Genomic DNA, 21,651 nt, shown 5'->3' on the forward strand with positions numbered 1-21,651 from the left:
GAACGAATTCCGATACAATTCAAGCTACCGAACAAGTCGGAACCGTTAGGAGGCGAATCGAATGAACCCGGATAAATGCGTCGGATCCCATCATCCCAGATGGTTCGGATTAGCATTACAAGCGCTGGTTATTTTGTCGCGCGATAACGTTCAGACGTGTCCGAGCGCCGAGCTCGCCGCGTATCTGCAATCGGAGGCGACGCTGCTTCGCCGGATCATGGCCGCGCTCGTCAAAGGCGGCTTATTGGAGACGCGCGAAGGACGCGACGGCGGTTACCGTCTGCGGCGCGATCCGTCGACGATTACGCTCGAGGAAGTGTACACGGTGCTGCAGGTAAGCGATCCGCTCTGCTTCGGCATCAAGGAGACGACCGGCACGCATCCGTTCGGTCGGGAGATGAAGTCGATCTTCTGCGAGCTGACGAGCGAGATGGACCGTTCGATGCGCGAAGTGCTCAGCCGGCATACGATCGGACAGCTGGCGAATCGCGCGCTGTATTGCGCGAACAAACCGGAAGCTAATGCACCTGCATCGGGGAGTTGACAGCTTTCTTTTTGCGTCGTATACTGTGCATTAAATACAACAGTTAACGCGGTTTTTTATTTCCCTTATACTGTGCTAGAGTACGCACGGATTGATCGAGGAACGATAATCGTCAGTCGTCTTTTTATCGGAACAACTGTGTGATAATTTGCTCAGAATAACAATTCATGCTTGAACGCCCACAAGGAGGCAACGCCCATGTCCACGATTACAGCCCCTCATACGGAGAAAGCATTCTCCGACGTCATCCGGGAACGCCGCTCGGTCAGAAGCTACGATCCGAACTACAAAATTTCTCGCGAAGAGATGACCGAGCTGCTCGGAGAAGCGATTCTCGCGCCTTCGTCCTCGAATCTGCAGCCTTGGCGATTCCTCGTCATCGACGACCAGGCGCTCAAGGAGAAGCTGCTGCCGATCGCGTACAACCAACAGCAAGTGGCGGATGCGTCGGCCGTCATCGCCGTACTCGGCGACTTGGAGAGCTACAAGCTCGCGGAGAAAATCTATAATCGCGCTTACGAAGCCGGCTACATGCCGGAAGCGACGAAGAACGCGTTCGTCGAGCGCACGGTGTCCGGGTACGGAAGCCTGCCGAAAGACATCGCGACGAAAATCGTCAGCACGGACGGCGGCCTTGTCTCGATGCAGCTCATGCTGGCAGCCAAAGCGCGAGGCTACGATACGGTCCCGATGGGCGGCTACGACGCGGCGAAGTTCGCGGAAGCGTTCGGCATCGGCGAGCGCTACGTGACGGTCATGCTGATCGCGATCGGCAAGGCGGAGAAGCCGGGACATCCGAGCGTACGCTTGAACGTGGACGAAGTAACGAGCTGGAACGAGTTCTCTCTATAAGGAATAACGAAGAAGGATCCATCTCGCCGGTCAGGGCGGGACGGATCCTTCTTCGCGCTTACGGAGCCTCTATGTCGAGAATGAGAGGGGATTTATTAGCCGCGGCATCTGGAGAGTTCGGCGTCAGGGTCGAGCCGGGCGACGATCGTTCTTAGCGCCTGCCATTCGGAGCGATGGCAGGCGATCAGCAGCGCGTCCGAAGACGGATCCGTCGCTTCGACGCGCGAGGCCGCTCTGCCGAAAGCCGCTTCGATCGCCGCCGCGATCTCTTCGGTCCGTTCGCTTCGGATGGCGGCGACGTACGAGACGGCGAACCGCTCGATCGTCCAATCGGCCGCCGCGTGCATCGCGGCCAAGGCGAGCGCGGAATGCAGGGCCGCCTGCCAATCGGACAAGTAGCCGATCGCGACGAGCAGGAGCGCATTGCCGATCCAGACGGCTTGCCAGGCGTACGCGCGCTTAATGCCGGGCAGCAGCTTCGGGGCTTCGTCGGCGGCATCGCCGAAGCCGCCGCTGCGTACGGCGATGCCGAACCCGAGCCCGAGCAGCATGCCGCCGGCGAAGGCGGCCGGCAGCGGAGCGTCGATCAGAGCGGGAAAGGGCCGCAGGGCGTGGACGCCGAGCGACAGCACGGCTAATCCGATGAATCCGTTCCATCTTGCGCGCAGCGACCAGCGCCGGTATCCCGCGCAGAATAATCCGAGATTGCACGCGAGCAGCAGCAGTCCGAGATGTATGCCGGTCGCGTGCGAGACGAGCAGCGAAGCTCCGGTCGTGCCGCCGGCGATAAGCGAATGCGGAGCGAGGAACAGCTCCAATCCGATCGCGGACATCGCCGCGCCCGCCGCCGTCATCGCGAAGCTGGCCGGCGCGCGCAGCCGTTGCAACGTAACGTCCATGGCACATCCTCCTCTTCGTTCGAGCGTCGTACGCGTCATGCCTTAGCCCGCGCTTGCTTGGTCCTTCGGCTTGCCGAGCTTGAACGTCTTGTTCAGGAAGCCGTAGATCAGCTTCGTCTCCTTGGTGAGCAGCGGTCCGAGCACGGCGAGGATGAGCACGTATAAGGCGGCGAACGGCTGCAAGATCGGGAGGAGATTACCGGCAAGCGCGATGTTGGCCATAATAATCGAGAACTCGCCGCGGGAGACGATCGTGAATCCGATGTTGACCGACGCCTTAGGCGACAGCCCGGCGCTTCGTCCGGCCAGCATGCCGGCGGCGAAGTTGCCCGCGAGCGTCAGGGCGACGGCTCCGAGCGACAGCCATACCGCGCCGCCGAGCGCCGTCGGATCGATCGTCAAGCCGAAGCTGAAGAAGAAGATGCCGCCGAAGAAGTCGCGGAACGGCAAGATCAGCTTCTCGATCCGCTTCGTATGCTCGGTTTCCGCGAGAACGAGGCCGAGCAGCAGGGCGCCGATCGCTTCCGCGACGTGAATCGTCTCCGAGAAGCCGGCGACGAGGAACAGCGAGGCGAAGATGACGAGCCCGAACGCCTCGTTGGACCGAATATTGAGCCAGCGGTTAAGCAGCGGAACCGCTTTACGGCCGACGATAAGCAGCGTAAGCATGAAGCCGAGCGAGACGAGGACGGACAAGAGTATGCCTGCCGCGGACGTCGAGCCGCTGAGCACGATGCCGGACAAGACCGAGATGTAGACGGCGAGGAACACGTCCTCGAACATGATGATGCCGAGGATCATCTCGGTCTCGGGGTTCGCGGTACGCTTCAGGTCGACGAGCACCTTGGCCACGATCGCGCTCGAGGAGATCGTCGTAATGCCCGCGATGACGAGAATTTCTTGCCACGGGAATCCGCTGATCCAGCCGAACGCGATGCCGAGCGTGAAGTTGATGGCGATATAGATCGTTCCGCCGACGGCGATGGAACGGCCCGACTTCACGAGCCGGCCGACGGAAAATTCCAGTCCGAGATAGAACAGCAGGAACAGCACGCCGAGCCTGCCCATGAACTCGATGAGCGGAGCGCTCTCGATGAACGTGAAGTCGAGATGCCAGAATTCGCCGGCATGCGGGCCGACGGCCATTCCGATGAGAATGTAGAACGGAATGACGGAGAAGCGAAGCTTATCGGATAGCAGGCCGGCGGCCGCGATCAGCGCGATCGCGAGGCCGATTTCCAGTACGAGGTGATCCATGCTCAATCACCTCCGTCGCGGAGAAGCTGCTTCAGCAATTTGTGCTGGGCGCGTTCACCTGCGGCGACCAGAATGGCGTCGCCCTGCAACAGGAATTCCGGTCCGGGATTGATCGTCTTGGACCCGTTCGGTTCGACGAGCGCGATGACCGTCGCGCCGCAGTTGCGGCGAATGTCCATCTCGCCGATCGAACGGCCAACGCACGCGTAGTCTGCCTCAATCTTAACCCATTCGATCACGAGGTCGTTCAGCGCGACTTCGATCGTCTCGAGCGTCTTCGGCTTATAGGTCATGCCTCCGATCATGGCCGCCACGACGCGCGCTTCGTCGTCGTCGAGCGTCACCATGGAGATGCTCTCCTCGGGATCTCCGTGCTCGAAGTGATAGCATTCGCGGCGGCCGTCGTCATGGACGATGATGACGAGCTTGTCGCCGCTGCGCGCGGATACTTGGAATTTCTTGCCGATGCCCGGCAAGTCGGTTTCTCTGATGTTCATTGGATAATGCCTCCCAGCGGTTAGTTTGCTTCCTTCGTTCGTTCGCGGACGGCAGTCGGAGCCCATGACGAATAAACCCTTGGTTATACGCCAGGGTCCGACGGTCGCGATACGCTACACGAACAGGGAAGTAAACTTGAGAGGCCTTAGCAGAATGGATCTGATGCGCAGGCTGATTACGGGGAGGAAGAACGATTTGACGAGAGGGGTGCGATAAGGCATGCTCGCAGGCTCGAGCCGGCAGGCGACGAAAGCGGTCGTCAGCGCCGCGATCAGCAGCAGCTTGGCCGGAGTCGCGACGCGTTTGGTCGCCTTGACGCTATTGGCGATGTCGTGCGCGGAAGAGGAGTGTATCGTCTCGCCGGTGTACGCGCTGCTGTCTTGCGGAGTCGGCATGCAGAACAGAACGAAGGCGACCAGCAAGAGAAGGATGAACCCGAGCTTGCGCGGATGTGCTTCGAATCTCATGCGGTCGCCTCCCTTCGTTTCCCAAAATGATACCATACGGCGGCTGTCCGGCTCAACCTCATCGGCTGAATTCCCAGTATTTTGCCATATGCAAAAAGCCCTCCAGACGCGCGGAAGGCGCCGGAAGGCTTGCGCGCGATCGCGCGAATAGGCCGGTATTCAGTGGACGTTCGGTTGTTCCTTCGTCTTCTCGGGCTTCGCCCGGTAATAAAACCAGCAATCGTTCAACAGACGAATCTGCCGGCGATCCTTCTTCTGAAACGCGGACATGAGCTGATTGCAGAGCCATTGCGGCATCGGAATCGTCCTCCTCCCATCGCATGCTGTCTGTTAAGCATATGGGAGTAGGCGAATGTCCGTGCAGGTCCGATCGAAGGAACTGTCGAAAAACAGGGTTACAGCATATCCTCTTCCTCGTACCATTGCTCCAGTTGGGCTTGCAAGGCGCGGATTTCCGTCAGCAGGGACACGAGCGGGTAGGCGCCTTCGCGAATGGCGGCGAATTCCTTCTCGAGACCGTTAATATAGTCCAACCCGCCGATCGGCGCTTCGTTCTCGTTCAGCAGCTCGAGCGCCTTGCACTCGGCGACCGCCCGGGGCAGCTTCGGCACGTTGTCGGCCGTCAGCTTCGACAGCTCCTTGTGCAAGCGAAGATTAAGCGCGCTAAGCTGATAAGCGTGCGACGCGGGCATTTCCACGAATTCCAGTTCGCCTTGTTCCCGCCGCAGGATTACATAAGACATTTCGGGCATGAGATGCCGTTCCCCCTCGTCCAATTCTACTTGACAGTGTAGCCCAATCGCGGACTACAATTCAAGTAGGCAAGCTTAACGAAAGGGCGGGACGGAATGCCCGGAATGACCGACGAACAATTGCAAGCATGGGTCGAGCGAGTGTCGATCGCCTCGTTCGGCCGACCGTTCCTGCACAAGGCGACGTTCAACTCGCGTCTGCGCACGACGGGCGGACGCTATTTCATGAAGAGCCATAACATCGAGATCAGCCCGCATCAGCTCGAGGCGCACGGGGAAGCGGACACCGAAGCGATCATCAAGCACGAGCTATGCCATTATCATCTTCATCTTCAGCGCCGGGGATACCAGCATCGCGACGCGGACTTCAAGGCGCTTCTCCAACAGGTCGGCGCGACCCGGCATTGCAAGGCGTTGCCGGGCGCGGCGAGAACGTTGCCGGTGAAGTACGTGCTCAGTTGCCAAGCTTGCGGGATGGCATATCCTCGCAAGCGACGGGTAGATCCGCGCAAGTACGTGTGCGGCAAATGCAGAGGCAAGCTTAAGCTCCTTCAGGCGTAGGAGCGGCTGCATTCGCGACGTTGGGAGAGTCATGGCGTTGCTTGCGGCCGCGGACGAACAAGGCGATGCCGACGAGCGCGACGGCCATCATGAGCGCTCCGGAGGCCAAGCTCGGCACGAGATGGTCCGCGAACTGCTGCGGAGAACGGATCTCTCCGCCGGACTGGAAGATGAGGCCTGCGATGGCGATGCCGAACACGCCGCCGAGCTCTCTCGTCGCGTTGCCCATGCCGCTCGCTTCTCCGGCGGCGTCTTCGGGAACGGCCGTCAGCGAGCCGTGGGACAGCGGCGTGAAGCTGAGTCCCATGCCGGTGCCGGCGAGCATCATCGGACCGAGCATCGCGAGGAACGGGAAGTCGGCCCCACGTTCGGCGAGCAGCCAGGCGAACCAGGCGAGCGCGATCGCTTGCATGGCGAGACCGACGAGCAGCACGCGCTTGTTGCCGAATCGGTTGATGGCGAGACCGGCGAGCGGGGCGGCGATCATCGTCATCGTCGTCCATGCCATCTCGCGAACGCCCGCGCCAAGGGGCGAGTTGCCTTGCGCCTGCTGCAGGAACAGCGTGAGCAGGAAGATGGCGCCGAATACGCCCGCGTTCATCCAGAAGCCCGCGAAGACGTAAGAGGCATACGCGGGACGGCGGAACAAGTCGAAGCGGACGAACGGATTCGTTCGTTTGCGTTCCCATAAGTAGAACAGGACGAGCAGGAGGAAGCCTCCGGCCAGCGAAGCGACGACGACCGCGGAGCCCCAGCCTTCGGCGTTGCCCCGTTCGAGGCCGAAGACGATGCCGAGGAGGCCGGACGTCAGGAGCAAGATGCCGAGCGGATCGAACGGCTTGCGGGCGCCGAGGGAAGGCTGAAGCCATTTCAAGCCGAGCGCGAAGGCGACGATGCCGATCGGGACGTTGACGTAGAAGATCATTTGCCAAGGCGCGCCTTCCATGATGAGACCGCCGACGAGCGGACCGATGCTGAGACCGAGGCCGGCGATGCCGGACCAGAGGCCGAGCGCCGCCGCGCGCTTCTCCGGAGGGAAAGCGGCGTTGACGAGCGTGAGACTGAGCGGCACGATGGCGGCTCCGCCGACGCCTTGCAGAGCGCGGGACAGAATGAGCGCGAGCGAAGACTCGGACAGGCCCGACAATAACGAGCCGAGCGTGAAGACGACGACGCCGGCGAGGAAGACGCGCTTCCTGCCGATCGAGTCGCCCAGCACGCTGAACGGGATGAGCAAGACGGCGAAGGCGAGCGTGTAGGCGTTCATGAACCATTCCAGGTCGGATAGCGATGCGCCGAGATCTTCCTGTATGGAAGGAAGCGCCACGCCGAGCACCAGATTATCGAGCATGGCCATGAACAGGGCGATGCAGGTGACGAACAGCAGGCGAACGCGAGCGGGGGTGAACATAGGGATATCACTCCTATTTTTATTTATTAATAAATAAGTAATCTCTATATGGAAACCGCGGAAGCGGGGATCGTAGGGATAATGCGGGTTTGGGCCATTCTCTGATTTATCAATCAATAAATAAAGGCCGTAAAAAATCTCCGCCTTAACGGAGACCGCCCCAAGGGATGAGCTTCTGCAGCCCGAGCACCTCGGATAGCGTAATGACGAACCCGCACGAAATGAACATGCTCGCTTCGTGACCAGGATTATCGACGCCCGCTTGTTCGTAGCGCGACTTGACGGTATCGTAGATCGCGGAGAAGCACTCGGTCGAGAACTTCCGGACTTCGGCTTCCGGCGTCGCGAAGCATTGCATGAGCAACAGCATCTCGTTGCGGTGCGTGGCGAGCAGCTCGTTGAACGCGCTGCCCATTCGGAAGCTCAACTCGTTCGCCGGCGCTTCGACCGAGGCGAAGGCGAGTCGCAGGCGCTCGTACGCGCGGCTCAGGACGTCGATATAGAGCTGCTCCTTCGACTTGAAGAAGTGGAATACGTACGGCTGCGTGACGCCGGCCGCCGAGGCGATATGCGCCGTCGTCGTCTTATAGTAGCCTTGCTCCGCGAATAGGGCGGCGGCGCATTGCATGATTTGCTCCTTGCGGTTGGCGACGACTTCGTCTTTGGGGCTCATGGGCGTTGCTCCTTCTATGATGCGAGGTGGAGATGCGGTTGGTCGGAAATTTTGATTTATTAATCAATAAATAACACAGCGGATAAGCGGCCGTCAACTCCTTTTGCGTAGGATGGCTTAAAATCGGGCCGAACGGGATGGAATTTTTTACATGCGGACAAATTGTTTCGCATTGCTTGACTTCGATATTGAAGCATGGTAAATTACTAATTGTCGCTTTTGAAAAAGTAATATTCCCTGATAGCTCAGTTGGTAGAGCACTCGACTGTTAATCGAGTTGTCACAGGTTCGAGTCCTGTTCGGGGAGCCATGGAGAAGTACCCAAGTGGCTCAAGGGGACCCTCTGCTAAGGGGTTAGACTGCGCAAGTGGTGCGAGGGTTCGAATCCCTCCTTCTCCGCCACGAATTTTCAATCAGACGACTTGAAAGAGTCCGCAAGGCTTCGGCCTTCGGGCTCTTTTTGATTTTCCGGCGGCGGGGAGAAAAGCGTCTCGGTTGCTCGCATTAGCGCGGCGAGATCGAGTTATGTTTCCCGGCTACCGACGCCCTGAAGAACGCAAATCCACTGTATGATTTTACCTCGGAAATTAATCATAAAAAGGACTTGCCTTTAGCCAGCCATTCGGATATACTCATATTTGTCGTCTGAAACGGGCAACCGAAAAAAACGGTAAAACAGCTCGCGAATGGCCCCTTGGTCAAGCGGTTAAGACACCTCCCTTTCACGGAGGTAACAGGGGTTCGAATCCCCTAGGGGTCACCATGCGAGCCATTAGCTCAGTTGGTAGAGCACCTGACTTTTAATCAGGGTGTCGTAGGTTCGAGTCCTACATGGCTCACCATTTATAGTTCGAAGTTGGCGCAAGAAGCCGAATCGGACGACAATCGAATATGCGGTCGTGGCGGAATGGCAGACGCACCAGCTTGAGGGGCTGGCGGGAGCAATCTCGTGGAGGTTCGAGTCCTCTCGACCGCACCATATCGATAATGACGAATCCTTGCGGAAGCAAGGATTTTTTTGTTGCGTTCGGAGTTCGGACAACCGCACATTTCGCCGAGCATCCAGTTTCCGTACGCATGTCCGGCATATCTTATAGAAGCTTCACGACTATATGATCGAGAGGATGCCATTGGAATGGACGAAATGTACCACTTGTGCAAGAAGCACGTGAATCGCCGTGTGCGCCTGCAGACGCGTTGCGGCGTATACGAGGGCACCATCGTGGACGTGGACAGCAACAATGTGTATTTGCGGACGTCGGGAGGCCTCCGGCTGTCGGCATGGTTCCCAGGCGGAGGTTACGGCTACGGCGGCTACGGCTTCGACGTGCTGGCGCTTTCGTTGTTCACGCTGCTGGCGATATTCCTGATCTAAACTCCCGCAAGTCATTCGAATATTACGACTATTCGCTTGAAGCTTTACATTTCGCCGTCTAACGACTATACTTCTGAATAGTGTTCGAAGTCGTTAACACTATGCGGTCGTGGCGGAATGGCAGACGCACCAGCTTGAGGGGCTGGCGGTAGCAATACCGTGGAGGTTCGAGTCCTCTCGACCGCACCATATTCGATCATAACGGAACCTTTGCTGAGCAAAGGTTCTTTTTTTATTTCTATCCGACGCGTTCGAATCGCTGCTGCCGCTTTCTTCATGAGCTTCCCGATCGGCGATGTTGACGGACGTCTCGAGCGGGTCGAAGACGTCCGTGCTGTCGCCGCTGTAGCCGATCTAAGGCAGCTTAATCGATTTATTGAACAGCGGATATAACCATTTGACGCCTTGAGGCGTCAGCGTGTCGGCGATCAGATGCGAGGCGTAGCCCGCGACGGAGACGAGCATGACGCCATCGATGCCCGATTCGGATTCTAGCGCGTAACCGATCCAGCCCCAGGCCGCGATCGCCCAGATCGTGTGCGTCATTCCCCGGTGGGCCAGCCACGGAACCCAGGCGATGTAGGCTCCGAGTCCGATCAACCACGCGTGCCCGGCTTTCCAGCCGAAATAGAGCGCGGCGGCTCCGATCGCGCTGACCAACGCGTTGCGGATGACGCCTACCTTGGAGATGAACCCGAGCAGCGCGAGCGTGGCCGCGATCGCCGCGGCGACCGGATACAGCCGGCCCGAGTCCAAGTACACGTAACCTAGCACGGCCAGAGCGGCCACGCCCGTCCAGATGCCCGATTCCCGGATGCGCCTCGACAGCTTGCCGAGTTTGGCGGTCAGCATGCTCGAGCCGTCCAAATCCGCGCTGAGCGCCGAGAAGACCGCGACGGTCGCGTAATAGGCGGCGGATTCGAGATCGACCGGATAATACGCGCAGGCGGCGGCGCCGATAACGCCTCCGATGATCGCGTGCGTAGAACCTTTCATAATGCAACCTCCGTTTGACTGACAGGATGATAGAAACAGATAAATCCCACTTTATCATTCTCCGGCCCGTTCCGCATGTTCTATTGGTACCTATTAAGAAGGACGCGGGTTCCGAAAAAAACGGATGCTTCCTTCCGAAAAAACCGAATTCCCGGAATGTTCAAACTCTGATAAAGTGAAGGTAGCTTGCTTACTTTTTCGCTAAATCTCGACAACTCCCTTCAGGCCCAGACCGGAGGGAGTTTTCCCGATTCGGAGGGCGCTTCCATGTTCTACTCGCTCAGAACCCGATTATCCGCCACGTTCATCGCTCTTCTGATCGTTCCGTTCATGACGATGGTCGTCATCCTGACGCAAGTGTCCAACTCCGTGATCGGCACCTCCATCGAGGAATCGACGACGCAGACGATGGACCAGTTCGCTTCGTTCGTGAATACGCTGGCGACTCAGGTCGAGGACGTGGCCAACCAGGTGCTCAGCAACGAGGTGACCCAGCAGTGGATCGCCGCCCAGTTGGACAAAAACCTCCCCCAAGCCGAGAAAATCGCCAGGGACACGGAGCTGCGCAAATTCCTGACTTCCATCGCGATCAACCATTCCACGATCTCTTCCATTACTCTATTCAACAAGAACGGAACCGCGGTCGGAATTTACAACTTCCACGATCCCGCGTTTCTGGAAAGCTCCTGGTACGAGAACTTCATGCGGTCCGATATCCGCTGGGTTCCGTCGCATCTCGATCCGTATCAGCCGGGGTACTTGCAGGAGTTTCCGATGAACAGCCTGTTGTACGATCTCGTGCAGTTAAGTTCCTTCCGCAAAATCGGCGTGCTGAAGCTGAACTTCCGGACTTCCCAAATCCAAGCATCGCTGGACCGGATCAAATTCGGGGAAACCGGACGCCTGTATTTGCTGGACGGGCAAGGGAAGCCGGTGCTGGAACAGCGAATCGATGAAGGGATGTCGGGCTTCCTGGACCGGATGCAAGTTATCCGCGAAGACAAGCATACCGGAGGCAAGCTGACCGTCGAACAGAACGGCGAGAATCACCGCGTGCTCTACCGCAAAATCAAACGAGCCGACTGGATTCTCATCGGGGAAGTGCCCGAAGCCGAGCTGTTCGAGAAAATGAAACGCGTTCAGCAGACGATGACGGTCGTGGCGGCGCTGTTGCTCCTCGTCACGATGGGCGCGGCGTTCTGGCTGTCGTCCGGAATCGCGAGGCCGCTCACCCGGCTCGCGAGCTCGATGCGGCTCGTCGAACGAGGCGAATTCGGCCGGGAAACCGACGACGCCTTGACGCGAATGCCGCTTCCCCGCAACGAGGTCGGCTACGTGGTCAAAGTGTTCCGCAACATGGTAGAGCGCCTGCGCTTCTTGATCGAGACCGAATTCCGGGCGAACATGCGGCGCAAGGACGCGGAATACAAAGCTTTGCTCATGCAGATCAATCCGCATTTTCTCTACAACACGCTGGAAGCGATAGGCAGCCTGTCGGCTCAAAAACGGAGCGACGAAGTCGTCGACGTTACCGAACGGCTCGGGCAGATGCTGCGGTATTCCTTGCGCGCCGACAGCGACTTGACGAAGCTTCGGGAAGAAATCCAGTACATTCGGGATTACGTCTCGATCATGAAGGTTCGCTTCGGGGAACGTTTACGGGTAGAAATCCGGGAAGGACCGGAGCTCGGGAACGCAGAGGTCATCAAGTTCATCCTGCAGCCGCTGGTCGAGAACGCCATCAAGTTCGGGCTTGAAAATCCGGCCGGAGCGATCGTGACGCTCGAAACGCGAAAAGCCGGCGACCGCTTGGAAATCGAAATCGCCGACAACGGACCCGGCATGCCGCTGGCGACGATCGAGGAACTGAAACGGGAAATGTCCCGCAGCGAGATGACCGACGTGCTGGGCGCGCAAGGCCGCCGGATCGGCCTTCGCAACGTGCTCGCCAGATGTTTCCTTCATTACGGCGAAAGCTTCTCCATCCTACTGGAATCCGCTCCGGACGAAGGAACCTGCATTAAGATCCGTTTGCCGCTGAAGGAGGAATAAACGATGTACAGGGTGTTGTTGGTAGACGACGAATATGAAGTGCGAAGCGGCTTGAAAATCAAAATCGATTGGGAATCGCTCGGATTCTCCGTCGCGGGAGAAGCGGGAGACGGCAGGGAGGCGCTCGCTCTCCTGGAACGGGAGCCGTTCGATCTGATCGTGACGGATATCCGCATGCCGATCATGAGCGGATTGGAATTATTGAAGCAATGCGCGGAGAACCGCCCGGACGTCCGGTTCGTCGTGCTTTCGGGCCACGACGACTTCCACTACGTGAAAGCCGCGATGCAGCACGGCGCCCGGGATTACCTCCTGAAGCCCGTGGTGAGAAGCGAATTGATCCACTTGCTGGGCAAGCTGCGCGATGAGCTGGACCGGAAGAGGACGACGGAATCGAGCCGGCTTCGGTTGCAGCACCAGTTGCTGCTCAGCCGTTCCGCGCTGCAGGACCAACTGATGCTCGAGTGGGTGTCCAACGAGGAAGAAGGCCGCGAGGATTCTCTCCTCGAGGAAGCGCGTCGGCTAGGCATGGACGGGGTATTCGCCGAAGGCCGTCGCTTGCGCTTCGTCTGCTCGGAGTATCGGATTCCGGAAGGAAGGCTGGGAGAGCGGGCGGACGGGAACGGCTTGTTCCGGCTCGCCTTCGAGCTTGTGTGCCGGGAAACCGCGGCGGAAGCGGCATGGTCGCCGCAGGTGTTTCCTTTCCGTCACCGAGGCTATCCGCAGATGATGTTTTTCCTGATCGCTTCCTCTTCCGCCGATCCGGAGAAGGATACGCTCGCGGACGCGTTGTGCCTCAGGCTGCAAAGCAATATCCGGCACTTCCTGAAGGCGGAAGGGGTGTTCGGCATCGGAGTTTGCGTAGGCGGAGTTCGCGACATCCGAAAAAGCTTCCTCTCGTCCCTGCTCGCCTGGAGCCGGAGCCAGTCCGGCGTCTCCTCCCAGATCGTGAGGCCGGACGATGCCGCGGACGCGCTCATGAAACTGTTCCCGGAAATCGAGAAACGGATGACGCTCGCGGTGGAGAACGGGGACTTGGCCGGCTTCGAGAGCATGGCGGAAGCCGTCGTCCAGTCGGGACGAAACCAGGTGCAAGCGGTGGCCGCATTCATCCTTCGGGTCGTCCTGCTGCTCGACCATCTCGCCGGCAAGCACCATCTCGCCGTTCCCGACACCCGGCAATGGATGTTTCCGGACGAAATCTGGAGGCGCCGGACGGAAGCGTCGGCGATTCCTTACTTGTCGGGGATCGCGGCGCAGGTCGCCGAAGGCATCAAGAGCTCGCGCGTCTCCGGCGGCATCGAAGCCGTCGAAGCGATTCGGAAGCATATCGACGGCAGTTATATGAACGAACTGAGCTTAACGATGCTCGCGGAACGTTTCCATATCAACGCGACCTACCTGTCGGAGCTGTTCAAGAAGCAGACGGGAACGACGTTCGTCGACTACGTCGCGCAGGTGCGCATCGGCAAAGCGGCGGAGCTTCTGCGCGACCCGCAGCTGCGGCTGTCCGATATCGCCGAGCTGGTCGGCTTCGCGAACGCCAGCTACTTGAGCAGCGTGTTCAAGAAACATTACGGGATCAGCCCCAACGAATTCCGCGCGCAAGCCTCGTCTTTCCGGTCCTGAATATTTTATATGCCAACATCCAAAGCGATTGCATTCAAGAGCGGCCGATCGGGTGCTAGCCTGAAGGAGCACGTCAATCAGCCGAAAAGGTGAGGGGTTCTATGAAAAAGGGTTTGTTGCTTGCGCTCTCCGTCATTCTAGCATTGGGCATGGCTGCTTGTTCTTCGAATTCGGGTTCGAACGAGAGCTCGGCTTCGGGCGTCGCCGAAGCTTCCGGCGGGGAATCCGCCGCCGCGGAAGGAGAATCCGTGACGCTTTCGTTCTGGCGGCACGATTACGCTCCCGAAGCCGAAGCGTTCAAGAAGCTGATCGCTTCCTTCGAGGAGAAGCATCCGAACATCAAGATCGACTTCCAGATGATCCCGAACGACCAGTACGAGACGAAAATCCGCACGGCGCTGGCGGGCGGGAATCCGCCGGACATCATGGCGCTGGACGCGCCGACGCTGGCTTCGTACGCGAACCAGGAAGCGATCATTCCGCTGGACGATTACTTCGCGAAGGACGGCAACAAGGACGACCTGCTGAAGCCGGTTATCGAGGGCTTGACCTTCAACGGCAAAATGTACGCCGCGCCGAACAACGAAGGCACGATCGTCATGTTCTACAACAAGAAGATGTTCGAGGAGAAGGGCATTCCGCTTCCTTCCAAAAACGTCGACGAAGCTTGGACGTGGGAGCAGGTGCTGGACGCCGCCCGCAAGCTGAACGATCCCGCCCAAGGCGTCTACGGCTGGAACCCGACGCCGTGGGGCTTCGCCGGACACGAAGGCGCTCCTTATTCCGAAATGGCGTTCCTGTGGCAGGCCGGCGCCGAAATTCTCAGCCCGGACGGCACGACGTCGAAAGGGTACCTGGATTCCCCGGAATCGAAAAAAGCGATGGCTTTCTGGCGGTCCCTTTTCAATACCGAGAAGGTGTCTCCGAAAGAGCTGCCGCAGGACGCGTTCTGGAACGGCAAAGTCGCCATTCACGTGGACGGTCCGTTCGCCTTCTCCTACCAGGAGCAGAATTTCCCGGACTTTAAGCTCGGCGAGTCCTACGACGTAGCGCCGCTCTGGAAAGACCAAAGAATGATCGGAACGACCGGAAGCTGGGGCATGGCGATCACGTCGAAATCCGAGCATCCGGACGAAGCTTGGGCATTCGTGAACTGGGTGACCGGAGTCGAAGGCTCCAAAGTGTGGTACGAGGAAACGAAAAACCTTCCGGCGCGCCAATCCACGTTCGACGCGTTCGCCGAATTGAATGAGTACCCGATGAACATTTACGCCGAACAGCTCTCCAAATACGGGCATCCGCGTCCGGTTACGCCGGCTTACCCGGCGATCAGCGAAGCGATTCGGCTTCTGTTCGAGGACGTCGGCTTGGGCGACGCGAATATCGACGAGTCGCTCGCCAAAGCGGTCAAAAAAATCGAAGACGGACTCGCGCTTCAGAAGAAATAGGAGATCATCATACCGACCAGGGCAGGGAGTAGGGAAGGCTGCAAACCTTACTCCCTTTCCCGTTTCGCCGGACGCTAAGGAAATGGTGCAAGGAGGGATTTTCCGTGAGAAAACCAAGCTTCGCTTCGTACGACAAACAGGAATCGCGGGCTGCCTATCTGTTCATTCTGCCCGCGTTTATCCTGCTGGCCGTTTTTATCTTCTATCCGATGTTTCGCGCGCTATTGATCAGCTTCGAGAATTACAATCTCATCTCGAGCCGGTCTTCCTTCGCGGGCTTCGACAATTACGCCAAGCTGTTTACGGACGGGGAGTTCGGCGGCAGCCTGTGGCATTCGTTCTACTTCACGCTCGTCGTCCTGCCTGTTCAGACCGCGATTTCGCTAGGCTTGGCTTTGCTCGTCCAAAGAAAGTTCAGGGGAGTCGGTTTTTTTCGGACCGTCTATTTCGTACCCGTCGTCGTGTCCTTCGCGATCGCGTCGACGATCTTTCGCCTTATGTACAACAAGGATTACGGCATGCTGAACGTCATCCTGAAAGGGCTTGGATTCTCCGGGGTCGACTTCCTTTCGAATCCCGATATTTCGATGCTGGGCATTATCGTTCTGTGCATCTGGCGCGCGATGGGCTTTGTCATGGTCATTTTCCTGGCCGGCCTGAACAACATTCCCGACGCCCTCTACGAGGCAGCCCAGGTGGACGGGGCGAGTCCCGCGCAACGCTTTTTCCTAATCACGCTGCCTCTCTTGAAGCGCACGATGGCTTTCGTGGTCATTATCACGACGATGGACGCGCTCAAGATTTTCATTCCGATTTACATTACGACGAGCGGAGGTCCGGCGGGCTCGACGAGCACCGTCGTCCATTTTATCTACGAGACGGCTTTCAAGCAGATGAACATGGGGTATGCGGCTGCCGCCGCATTCTTGTTCTTCTTCCTCGTCCTGATGATCTCCGTCGTGCAATTGAGGATTTTCCGTACGGACGTCGAGTACTAACCGCATAACTTTAAGAAGCAAGGAGGGTGTTTCCGATGAACCGGACAATGCCGCTGATCGCCATCGTTCGTTGGGCGGTCTTGATCGCCGTCGCCATCGTCGCTTTGTTTCCGATTTACTGGATGACGATGAGCTCGTTTCGAACGCACGAAGAAATTTTCAAATACACGACTTTGAGCAAGGAATTGTTCCTGCCCGTCAATTGGACGCTGCAAAACTACAAGGAAATTTTTCTCGATCCTAGTAAGCCGTTCGGAAGATATATGCTCAACACGCTGTTCGTGGCCGTTTTGGTTACCTCGTTCGGGCTGATCTGCAACGCTCTGGCTGCTTTCGCTTTCGCGAAGCTGAGATTTCCGTTCAAAAAAGCGCTGCTTATGCTGTTCATGTCTTCTCTGGTCATTCCTTACGAGGTCATCATGATTCCGCAATATTTGCTCATGCGGGATTTGGATTGGATCAACTCCTTCCTGGCGCTTATCGTTCCGCAGATCGTCTGGGTATTCGGCATCTTCATGCTCGTGCAGTTTTTCTCCGACATTCCCCGGGACATTCTGGACGCGGCGAGAATGGACGGAGCGGGGTGGCTGCGCATATTCGGCATAATCGTGCTGCCGACCGCGGTGCCGGCGATCATCACGCTCGGAATCATGACGTTCCTAAACCAATGGGATTCTTTCCTGTGGCCGCTGGTCGTCATTAACGAGGAGAAGAAGCAAGTCATCCAAGTGGCGATCTCCTCGTTCCAGTCCCTTCGCAACATTTCGTGGGGCAAAATCATGGCGGCGACGACGATCAGCTCGGTGCCGGTACTGGTCGTGTTCCTGTTCTTGCAACGCTATTACGTACAGGGCATCACGATGTCCGGAGTGAAAGGGTGAGGCTTATGCTTCCAGACTGGTTAAACGAGTGGTTCAGCCTTCGCCGGTTTCAAGACGGGGCGTGGCGCGACTTGAGCATCGACCGAGCCTGGTACGACGAGAACGGGGCCAGATGGACGGCCGACGCGGGGGACTTCGAAGCGGAGGTGAAGCTCGACTGGGAGCGTCGGGCGGCGAGCGGCGAAAAAGTCGCGGCTTTGGAGTTGACGGTGATTCCCAAGAGGCCCGACTGTTCGTTCTCCGGAATTCTATTGCACATGCAGAACGACTCGTCCCTCCGCTGCGCATGGAAGCCGCACCTGGCGCCGCTCAAGGAGATGGCGATCGGAGACAAGCTGTTCCGGTCGCCGGCCATCGTCTTCGAGAACGATCGAACGATGGCCGCGCTCGTTCCGGATTTGGATTCGGTGCAAGGGCGCGTCGTGCCTCACGTCATGGACTACTCGCTGCCGGACCGCACCCTCATGTACGGCCTGTGCGACTATGAGGAAACCGGTCACGTGTACCATCGGTTGACGCCGACTTCCCGCGTGCTGCCGGAGCCGATCGGATTCCGGTTCTACCTGGTCGAGTGGGAGAAAGAAGAGGGCCGGAGGCCGAAGGATTTCCGGAAAGTCGAACGCTTCCTGTGGAACCGATTCGGAGAGCGCGCCATGCGGGCGGAGGAGGCGGGAGCGGGCGACGGCGGCGAAATCGGCGTCAGCGGGTTCCTGGCCGGGCTCGAGCCGTACGCCGATTACGCCTATGAATGGGCGTTGGACCGCTGGAAGGACGTGACTTGGCAGCAGTTCGTTACGTTCGAAGGAGACGAGGTCGGGGGCGTCGTGTTCCTCGTTCGCGCGGCGCAGAAGCCGGGCTTCGGCCGGGAGGTCGAATGGCGCGAGCCGAAAAGCCTCTGGAACCAGGCGTGGTTCTGCGGGATGCGGACCGCTTACGGCTACGGCCGGCGGGGGCTCGAGACGGGTCGCGCCGATTGGGTCCGGAAGGCGGAGCTGGCGCTTAACTTCGCGTTGTCCGCACCTCAAATCGACGGGTTGTTCCCGGGCTATTATCAAGCCGGAAAGAGCGGCCGATGGGAAGAAGGGGGCTGGGTCATGTCCGGTCCCCGGCGGCCGGCCGGGCACGAGGAGTACGTTCACTTGCTGGATTCTTCCTGGACGTGCCTGTGGCTGCTGAAGTGGCATCGGGATATTCGGGCGGACGAAAGAATCGTTCCTTACGTGTCGAAATACGCAAACCGGCTGCTGACTCTGCAACGGGAGGACGGCTCGTTCCCCGCCTGGGTGAGGATGCAAGGGGGAAGCGTCTCGCCTTACCTGTTAGAGAGCCCGGAAACGTCGGCCCACGTCATGCTGCTCTGTTCGTTATCCCGCGTGCTCGAGGAGAGAGGCGAACCGGAAGCGAGGCTCGTTGCCGCCGCCCGCGAAGCGGCCCGTTTCGTTACGGAACGGATTGTGCCGGAAGGCCGCTGGGAAGATTTCGAAACGTACTGGTCTTGCTCCAGGCAATGGGACGGTAAGCAGTACGCCGAGCCGGACGCCCGCAGCGGGCTATATAACCAGTGCAACTTCGGCATGTATTGGACGGCGGAAGCGCTGAAAGATTTGTATTCGCTGACGGGAGAGCGGGAATGGCTGGATTACGGGGAACAAGTGCTGGCCGAAGCTTCGCTCTATCAGCAGATTTGGCAGCCCTCTTATATTCCGGTGCCCACGATCGGCGGCTTCGGCGTCATGACGAGCGACGACGAATGGAACGACGCGAGGCAAAGCTTGTTCGCGTTAACCTACTGGGATTATTACCGGCTGACGGGGAACGAAAGCTATCGCGCTCGGGCGATTTGGGCGATGAAGTCCTCCTTCTATATGATGTATTGTCCGGAGAATCCGGCGGTCAAGGAAATGTACGAACGCGTGCATCCGCACTTCGACGAGCGCGACTACGGCTTCCACATGGAGAACTTCAACCATCATGACGGAACGCCCGTCGACGGGCTCGGGGAGTTCACGATTTTCGATTGGGGCTGCGGGGCGGCTGCCGCATCGCTTGCCGAATTCAAGCAGAGAGTCTCGGTTATCGGCGCGACCGTTGCCGGAGAAGCCAAGTAACGATAAAGATATGACCAGATTGGCCAGCGAGAACAACCCCGGATGCGAGGGCATGCCGGGGTTTTTTCGTATTTTCCGAGGAGAGTGAACGGGATGATTCCCCGCCGATCTCGTCGGGCTTTTTTTGTTGTCCGAAAAGTCGGTTTTATCTACCTATTGTGTCCTTTTAACGGACTGACACCGCTTTCCGGGGCGTGGTAACTTGGAAGAGTCAGGAAATCGCTTATCGCATACGCGATAAATAGAGCGAGGGGAGCGGAACGGACAAGTGAGAATCATGAATCCGGTTAGCATCGCGAGAACGACGATCGAGGATCGATTCTGGGAGCCGCGGCAGCGGCTCGTACGCGACGTGGTCGTGCCGTATCAATGGGAGGCGCTCAACGATCTCGTCGAGGGGGCGGAGCCGAGCGGCACGATCGCCAACTTCCGCGCGGCAGCGGAAGGCAAGCAAGGCGGTCATCACGGCTTCGTATTCCAGGATAGCGATCTGGCCAAATGGCTGGAGACGGTCGGGTTCGTCTTGCAGCAGAAGCGCGACGACGCGCTCGAGAAGCTGGCCGACGATGCGATCGAATTGATCGGCCGCGCCCAGTCGGAAGACGGCTATATCGGAACGTACTACCAGCTTCAGAAGCCGGGCGAGCAATGGTCGAACGTCCGCGACGACCACGAGATGTACAACGCCGGTCATCTGATGGAAGCGGCGGTCGCCTACTACGAAGCGACGGGCAAGCCGCGCGTGCTCGAAATCCTGTGCAAATTCGCGGACCATATCGCGGAGACGTTCGGTCCGCGCGAAGGGCAGCTGCCCGGCTATTGCGGCCACCCCGAGATCGAGCTCGCCCTCGTTAAGCTGTACCGGGCAACCGGCAACGCCTCCTACTTGGAGACGGCCCAGTTCTTCGTCGAGGAACGCGGCCAAGATCCGAAGTATTTCGACGTGGAGCTGAAGGCGCGTCAGGATGCGGGGAAGCAAGAGCGCGTCGAACGGCGGGCGATGGCGTACTTCCAATCGCAGGCGCCGATCCGGGAGCAAGCTTCCGCCGAAGGACACTCGGTCCGGGCGGCGTACTTGTTCGCCGGCGCCACGGATATCGCGGACGAATACGAGGACGCTTCTTTGTATGAAGCGATCCGGAAATTATGGGATAACGTCGTCGAGCGCAGAATGTACGTCACGGGCGGCATCGGCTCTTCCGACTACTACGAAGCGTTCTCGTTCGACTACGACTTGCCGAACGAACGCGCCTACGCCGAGACGTGCGCCGCGATCGCGCTTCTCAATTGGGGGCACCGCCTGCTGCAGATCGAAGGAGATTCGCGGTACGCCGACGTCATGGAGCGGATTCTGTACAACGGATTGCTCAGCGGCATCTCCTTGGACGGCCGAAGCTACTTCTACGTCAATCCGCTCGAGGTATGGCCGGTTATCAGCGGCAAGCGGGACGACATTCCGGGCGCGAAGACGCGTCGCCAGCCTTGGTTCGGCTGCGCGTGCTGCCCGCCGAACATCGCCCGGTTGATCGCCTCTCTGGGAAATTACATCTACTCTACTAACGAAGAGGAAATATACGTTCATCTCTATATAGGAAGCCGATTGGATCATGCGATCCAAGGCGAAGCCGTCGTTCTCCGTCAACGGACGGACTATCCGTGGACGGGCGCGGTCGAGCTGACGGTCGAGCAAGCGCCTGCCGCCGAGTTCACGCTCGCATTGCGCCTGCCGGCATGGTCGCGCGATACGGTCGTTCGCGTGAACGGAGAGCGAATCCCGACGGCCGGGGTTGACGGGAAGGGATATGCCAGAATAAGACGAATATGGAAGGAAGGAGATCGCGTGGACATCGAGATGGACATGTCCGCGACGCTCGTCCGCTCCCACCCGGAAGTGCGGGAAGCGAACGGCAAAGTCGCCGTACAGCGCGGCCCGATCGTCTATTGCATGGAAGAAGCGGACAACGGCGCGAATCTCCGAGACGTTCAGCTGTCTTCCGACGCGACGTTCGCGGGCGAGTTCGTGCCCGAGTTGCTCGGCGGCGTCTACGTGCTCCGATCGGACGACGCGTGGAGAACCGATCCGTCGGGCGTCGGTACCGCTCTATATACGACGGCGCGCTATGCGAAGCGTCCGGCGTCCGTGCGGCTAATCCCATACTATTCGTGGGCGAACCGCGAAGAGGGCGAGATGTCGGTGTGGATTCGGGAGAGAGACGTCTAATTCGCGTTCGGCTTGACGGGAGAGGGGAT

20 protein-coding genes and 6 tRNA genes are annotated in these 21,651 nt (G+C 58.8%); 17 read left to right on the top strand and 9 right to left on the bottom strand.

The annotated features are described in order from the left end of the window. The first annotated feature begins 61 nt into the window (after positions 1–61). Both ACFQZG_RS07760 and ACFQZG_RS07765 read left to right on the top strand, forming a co-directional pair. On the top strand, positions 62–544 hold the full coding sequence (locus ACFQZG_RS07760) for an RrF2 family transcriptional regulator (protein ID WP_378151086.1): 483 nt from the start codon (positions 62–64) through the stop codon (positions 542–544). Positions 545–742: 198 nt separating this feature from the next. Further along, on the top strand, positions 743–1,396 hold the full coding sequence (locus tag ACFQZG_RS07765) for a nitroreductase family protein (RefSeq protein WP_378151088.1): 654 nt from the start codon (positions 743–745) through the stop codon (positions 1,394–1,396). A 95-nt stretch (positions 1,397–1,491) separates the two neighbouring features. Here ACFQZG_RS07765 and ACFQZG_RS07770 read toward each other — a convergent pair whose 3' ends face one another. From ACFQZG_RS07770 to ACFQZG_RS07795, 6 genes are all read right to left on the bottom strand, one after another. Further along, on the bottom strand, positions 1,492–2,295 hold the full coding sequence (locus ACFQZG_RS07770; protein WP_378151090.1) for a YitT family protein: 804 nt from the start codon (positions 2,293–2,295) through the stop codon (positions 1,492–1,494). A gap of 42 nt (positions 2,296–2,337) precedes the next feature. Continuing rightward, entirely contained in the window at positions 2,338–3,552 is a 1,215-nt protein-coding gene (locus ACFQZG_RS07775; protein WP_378151092.1) for a cation:proton antiporter, read from the bottom strand. Positions 3,553–3,554: 2 nt separating this feature from the next. Then, positions 3,555–4,049, bottom strand: coding sequence for a cation:proton antiporter regulatory subunit (locus ACFQZG_RS07780; RefSeq protein WP_378151094.1), 495 nt, complete (start codon positions 4,047–4,049; stop codon positions 3,555–3,557). A 114-nt stretch (positions 4,050–4,163) separates the two neighbouring features. Next, entirely contained in the window at positions 4,164–4,517 is a 354-nt protein-coding gene (locus ACFQZG_RS07785) for a hypothetical protein (protein ID WP_378151096.1), read from the bottom strand. Positions 4,518–4,676: 159 nt separating this feature from the next. After that, positions 4,677–4,814, bottom strand: coding sequence for a cortex morphogenetic protein CmpA (gene cmpA / locus ACFQZG_RS07790; RefSeq protein ID WP_378151098.1), 138 nt, complete (start codon positions 4,812–4,814; stop codon positions 4,677–4,679). Between the two features lie 98 nt (positions 4,815–4,912). Then, positions 4,913–5,269 carry a hydrolase/acyltransferase gene (locus ACFQZG_RS07795; RefSeq protein WP_378151100.1) on the bottom strand — a complete coding sequence of 119 codons (357 nt, stop codon included), beginning with the start codon at positions 5,267–5,269 and terminating at the stop codon, positions 4,913–4,915. Between the two features lie 105 nt (positions 5,270–5,374). Here ACFQZG_RS07795 and ACFQZG_RS07800 point away from each other — a divergent pair, with 105 nt between their 5' ends. After that, a complete protein-coding gene (locus ACFQZG_RS07800) occupies positions 5,375–5,830 on the top strand; it encodes a SprT family protein (RefSeq protein WP_378151102.1) in 456 nt (151 codons plus the stop codon). Here the strand turns inward: ACFQZG_RS07800 and ACFQZG_RS07805 are convergent. Then, positions 5,811–7,241, bottom strand: a complete 1,431-nt coding sequence (locus ACFQZG_RS07805) for an MFS transporter (RefSeq protein WP_378151104.1) — start codon at positions 7,239–7,241, stop codon at positions 5,811–5,813. The two genes, ACFQZG_RS07800 and ACFQZG_RS07805, sit on opposite strands and share 20 nt — an antisense overlap. Before the next feature lie 145 nt (positions 7,242–7,386). After that, the gene (locus tag ACFQZG_RS07810; protein ID WP_378151106.1) at positions 7,387–7,914 is read right to left on the bottom strand and encodes a TetR/AcrR family transcriptional regulator; all 528 of its coding nucleotides are present in this window, start codon (positions 7,912–7,914) and stop codon (positions 7,387–7,389) included. 234 nt (positions 7,915–8,148) lie between these two features. On the opposite strand from ACFQZG_RS07810, the gene ACFQZG_RS07815 reads away from it, so the two are divergent. From ACFQZG_RS07815 to ACFQZG_RS07845, 7 genes are all read left to right on the top strand, one after another. Then, a tRNA-Asn gene (locus ACFQZG_RS07815) sits at positions 8,149–8,224 on the top strand. Position 8,225: 1 nt separating this feature from the next. Further along, positions 8,226–8,316: transfer RNA gene (locus ACFQZG_RS07820), tRNA-Ser, on the top strand. A gap of 286 nt (positions 8,317–8,602) precedes the next feature. Further along, positions 8,603–8,677: transfer RNA gene (locus ACFQZG_RS07825), tRNA-Glu, on the top strand. Positions 8,678–8,680: 3 nt separating this feature from the next. After that, positions 8,681–8,756: transfer RNA gene (locus ACFQZG_RS07830), tRNA-Lys, on the top strand. Between the two features lie 51 nt (positions 8,757–8,807). Further along, positions 8,808–8,893 (top strand) — tRNA-Leu (locus ACFQZG_RS07835). Positions 8,894–9,049: 156 nt separating this feature from the next. Continuing rightward, entirely contained in the window at positions 9,050–9,289 is a 240-nt protein-coding gene (locus ACFQZG_RS07840) for a hypothetical protein (protein WP_378151108.1), read from the top strand. 103 nt (positions 9,290–9,392) lie between these two features. Next, positions 9,393–9,478: transfer RNA gene (locus tag ACFQZG_RS07845), tRNA-Leu, on the top strand. Positions 9,479–9,643: 165 nt separating this feature from the next. Here the strand turns inward: ACFQZG_RS07845 and ACFQZG_RS07850 are convergent. Beyond that, positions 9,644–10,285 carry a metal-dependent hydrolase gene (locus ACFQZG_RS07850; protein WP_378151110.1) on the bottom strand — a complete coding sequence of 214 codons (642 nt, stop codon included), beginning with the start codon at positions 10,283–10,285 and terminating at the stop codon, positions 9,644–9,646. A 267-nt stretch (positions 10,286–10,552) separates the two neighbouring features. On the opposite strand from ACFQZG_RS07850, the gene ACFQZG_RS07855 reads away from it, so the two are divergent. The 7 genes from ACFQZG_RS07855 to ACFQZG_RS07885 all read left to right on the top strand — a co-directional run bounded on the left by ACFQZG_RS07855 (position 10,553) and on the right by ACFQZG_RS07885 (position 21,622). After that, positions 10,553–12,337, top strand: coding sequence for a sensor histidine kinase (locus ACFQZG_RS07855; RefSeq protein ID WP_378151112.1), 1,785 nt, complete (start codon positions 10,553–10,555; stop codon positions 12,335–12,337). 3 nt (positions 12,338–12,340) lie between these two features. After that, complete coding sequence (locus ACFQZG_RS07860) at positions 12,341–13,966, top strand: response regulator (protein ID WP_378151114.1); 1,626 nt, start codon at positions 12,341–12,343, stop codon at positions 13,964–13,966. Positions 13,967–14,067: 101 nt separating this feature from the next. Further along, a complete protein-coding gene (locus ACFQZG_RS07865; protein ID WP_378151115.1) occupies positions 14,068–15,414 on the top strand; it encodes an ABC transporter substrate-binding protein in 1,347 nt (448 codons plus the stop codon). Between the two features lie 104 nt (positions 15,415–15,518). Then, positions 15,519–16,412 carry a carbohydrate ABC transporter permease gene (locus tag ACFQZG_RS07870; RefSeq protein WP_378151117.1) on the top strand — a complete coding sequence of 298 codons (894 nt, stop codon included), beginning with the start codon at positions 15,519–15,521 and terminating at the stop codon, positions 16,410–16,412. 35 nt (positions 16,413–16,447) lie between these two features. After that, positions 16,448–17,293 (top strand): carbohydrate ABC transporter permease, encoded by an 846-nt coding sequence (locus ACFQZG_RS07875; RefSeq protein ID WP_378151119.1) that lies wholly within the window; start codon positions 16,448–16,450, stop codon positions 17,291–17,293. A gap of 5 nt (positions 17,294–17,298) precedes the next feature. After that, entirely contained in the window at positions 17,299–19,401 is a 2,103-nt protein-coding gene (locus tag ACFQZG_RS07880; protein WP_378151121.1) for a hypothetical protein, read from the top strand. 277 nt (positions 19,402–19,678) lie between these two features. Then, positions 19,679–21,622, top strand: coding sequence for a glycoside hydrolase family 127 protein (locus tag ACFQZG_RS07885; protein WP_378151600.1), 1,944 nt, complete (start codon positions 19,679–19,681; stop codon positions 21,620–21,622). Positions 21,623–21,651: the final 29 nt, after the last annotated feature.

The organism is Cohnella sp. GCM10027633 (assembly GCF_042675445.1).
In the GTDB taxonomy this organism is placed as follows: Bacteria; Bacillota; Bacilli; order Paenibacillales; family Paenibacillaceae; genus Cohnella.

Coding starts and splice junctions, on each gene's coding strand:
- ACFQZG_RS07840 (WP_378151108.1), top strand. CDS start 9,050: ATGGACGAAATGTACCACTTGTGCAAGAAGCACGTGAATCGCCGTGTG.
- ACFQZG_RS07865 (WP_378151115.1), top strand. CDS start 14,068: ATGAAAAAGGGTTTGTTGCTTGCGCTCTCCGTCATTCTAGCATTGGGC.
- cmpA (WP_378151098.1), bottom strand. CDS start 4,814: ATGCCGCAATGGCTCTGCAATCAGCTCATGTCCGCGTTTCAGAAGAAG.
- ACFQZG_RS07760 (WP_378151086.1), top strand. CDS start 62: ATGAACCCGGATAAATGCGTCGGATCCCATCATCCCAGATGGTTCGGA.
- ACFQZG_RS07765 (WP_378151088.1), top strand. CDS start 743: ATGTCCACGATTACAGCCCCTCATACGGAGAAAGCATTCTCCGACGTC.
- ACFQZG_RS07800 (WP_378151102.1), top strand. CDS start 5,375: ATGACCGACGAACAATTGCAAGCATGGGTCGAGCGAGTGTCGATCGCC.
- ACFQZG_RS07850 (WP_378151110.1), bottom strand. CDS start 10,285: ATGAAAGGTTCTACGCACGCGATCATCGGAGGCGTTATCGGCGCCGCC.
- ACFQZG_RS07795 (WP_378151100.1), bottom strand. CDS start 5,269: ATGCCCGAAATGTCTTATGTAATCCTGCGGCGGGAACAAGGCGAACTG.
- ACFQZG_RS07880 (WP_378151121.1), top strand. CDS start 17,299: ATGCTTCCAGACTGGTTAAACGAGTGGTTCAGCCTTCGCCGGTTTCAA.
- ACFQZG_RS07770 (WP_378151090.1), bottom strand. CDS start 2,295: ATGGACGTTACGTTGCAACGGCTGCGCGCGCCGGCCAGCTTCGCGATG.
- ACFQZG_RS07775 (WP_378151092.1), bottom strand. CDS start 3,552: ATGGATCACCTCGTACTGGAAATCGGCCTCGCGATCGCGCTGATCGCG.
- ACFQZG_RS07875 (WP_378151119.1), top strand. CDS start 16,448: ATGAACCGGACAATGCCGCTGATCGCCATCGTTCGTTGGGCGGTCTTG.
- ACFQZG_RS07885 (WP_378151600.1), top strand. CDS start 19,679: ATGAATCCGGTTAGCATCGCGAGAACGACGATCGAGGATCGATTCTGG.
- ACFQZG_RS07785 (WP_378151096.1), bottom strand. CDS start 4,517: ATGAGATTCGAAGCACATCCGCGCAAGCTCGGGTTCATCCTTCTCTTG.
- ACFQZG_RS07810 (WP_378151106.1), bottom strand. CDS start 7,914: ATGAGCCCCAAAGACGAAGTCGTCGCCAACCGCAAGGAGCAAATCATG.
- ACFQZG_RS07805 (WP_378151104.1), bottom strand. CDS start 7,241: ATGTTCACCCCCGCTCGCGTTCGCCTGCTGTTCGTCACCTGCATCGCC.
- ACFQZG_RS07855 (WP_378151112.1), top strand. CDS start 10,553: ATGTTCTACTCGCTCAGAACCCGATTATCCGCCACGTTCATCGCTCTT.
- ACFQZG_RS07860 (WP_378151114.1), top strand. CDS start 12,341: ATGTACAGGGTGTTGTTGGTAGACGACGAATATGAAGTGCGAAGCGGC.
- ACFQZG_RS07780 (WP_378151094.1), bottom strand. CDS start 4,049: ATGAACATCAGAGAAACCGACTTGCCGGGCATCGGCAAGAAATTCCAA.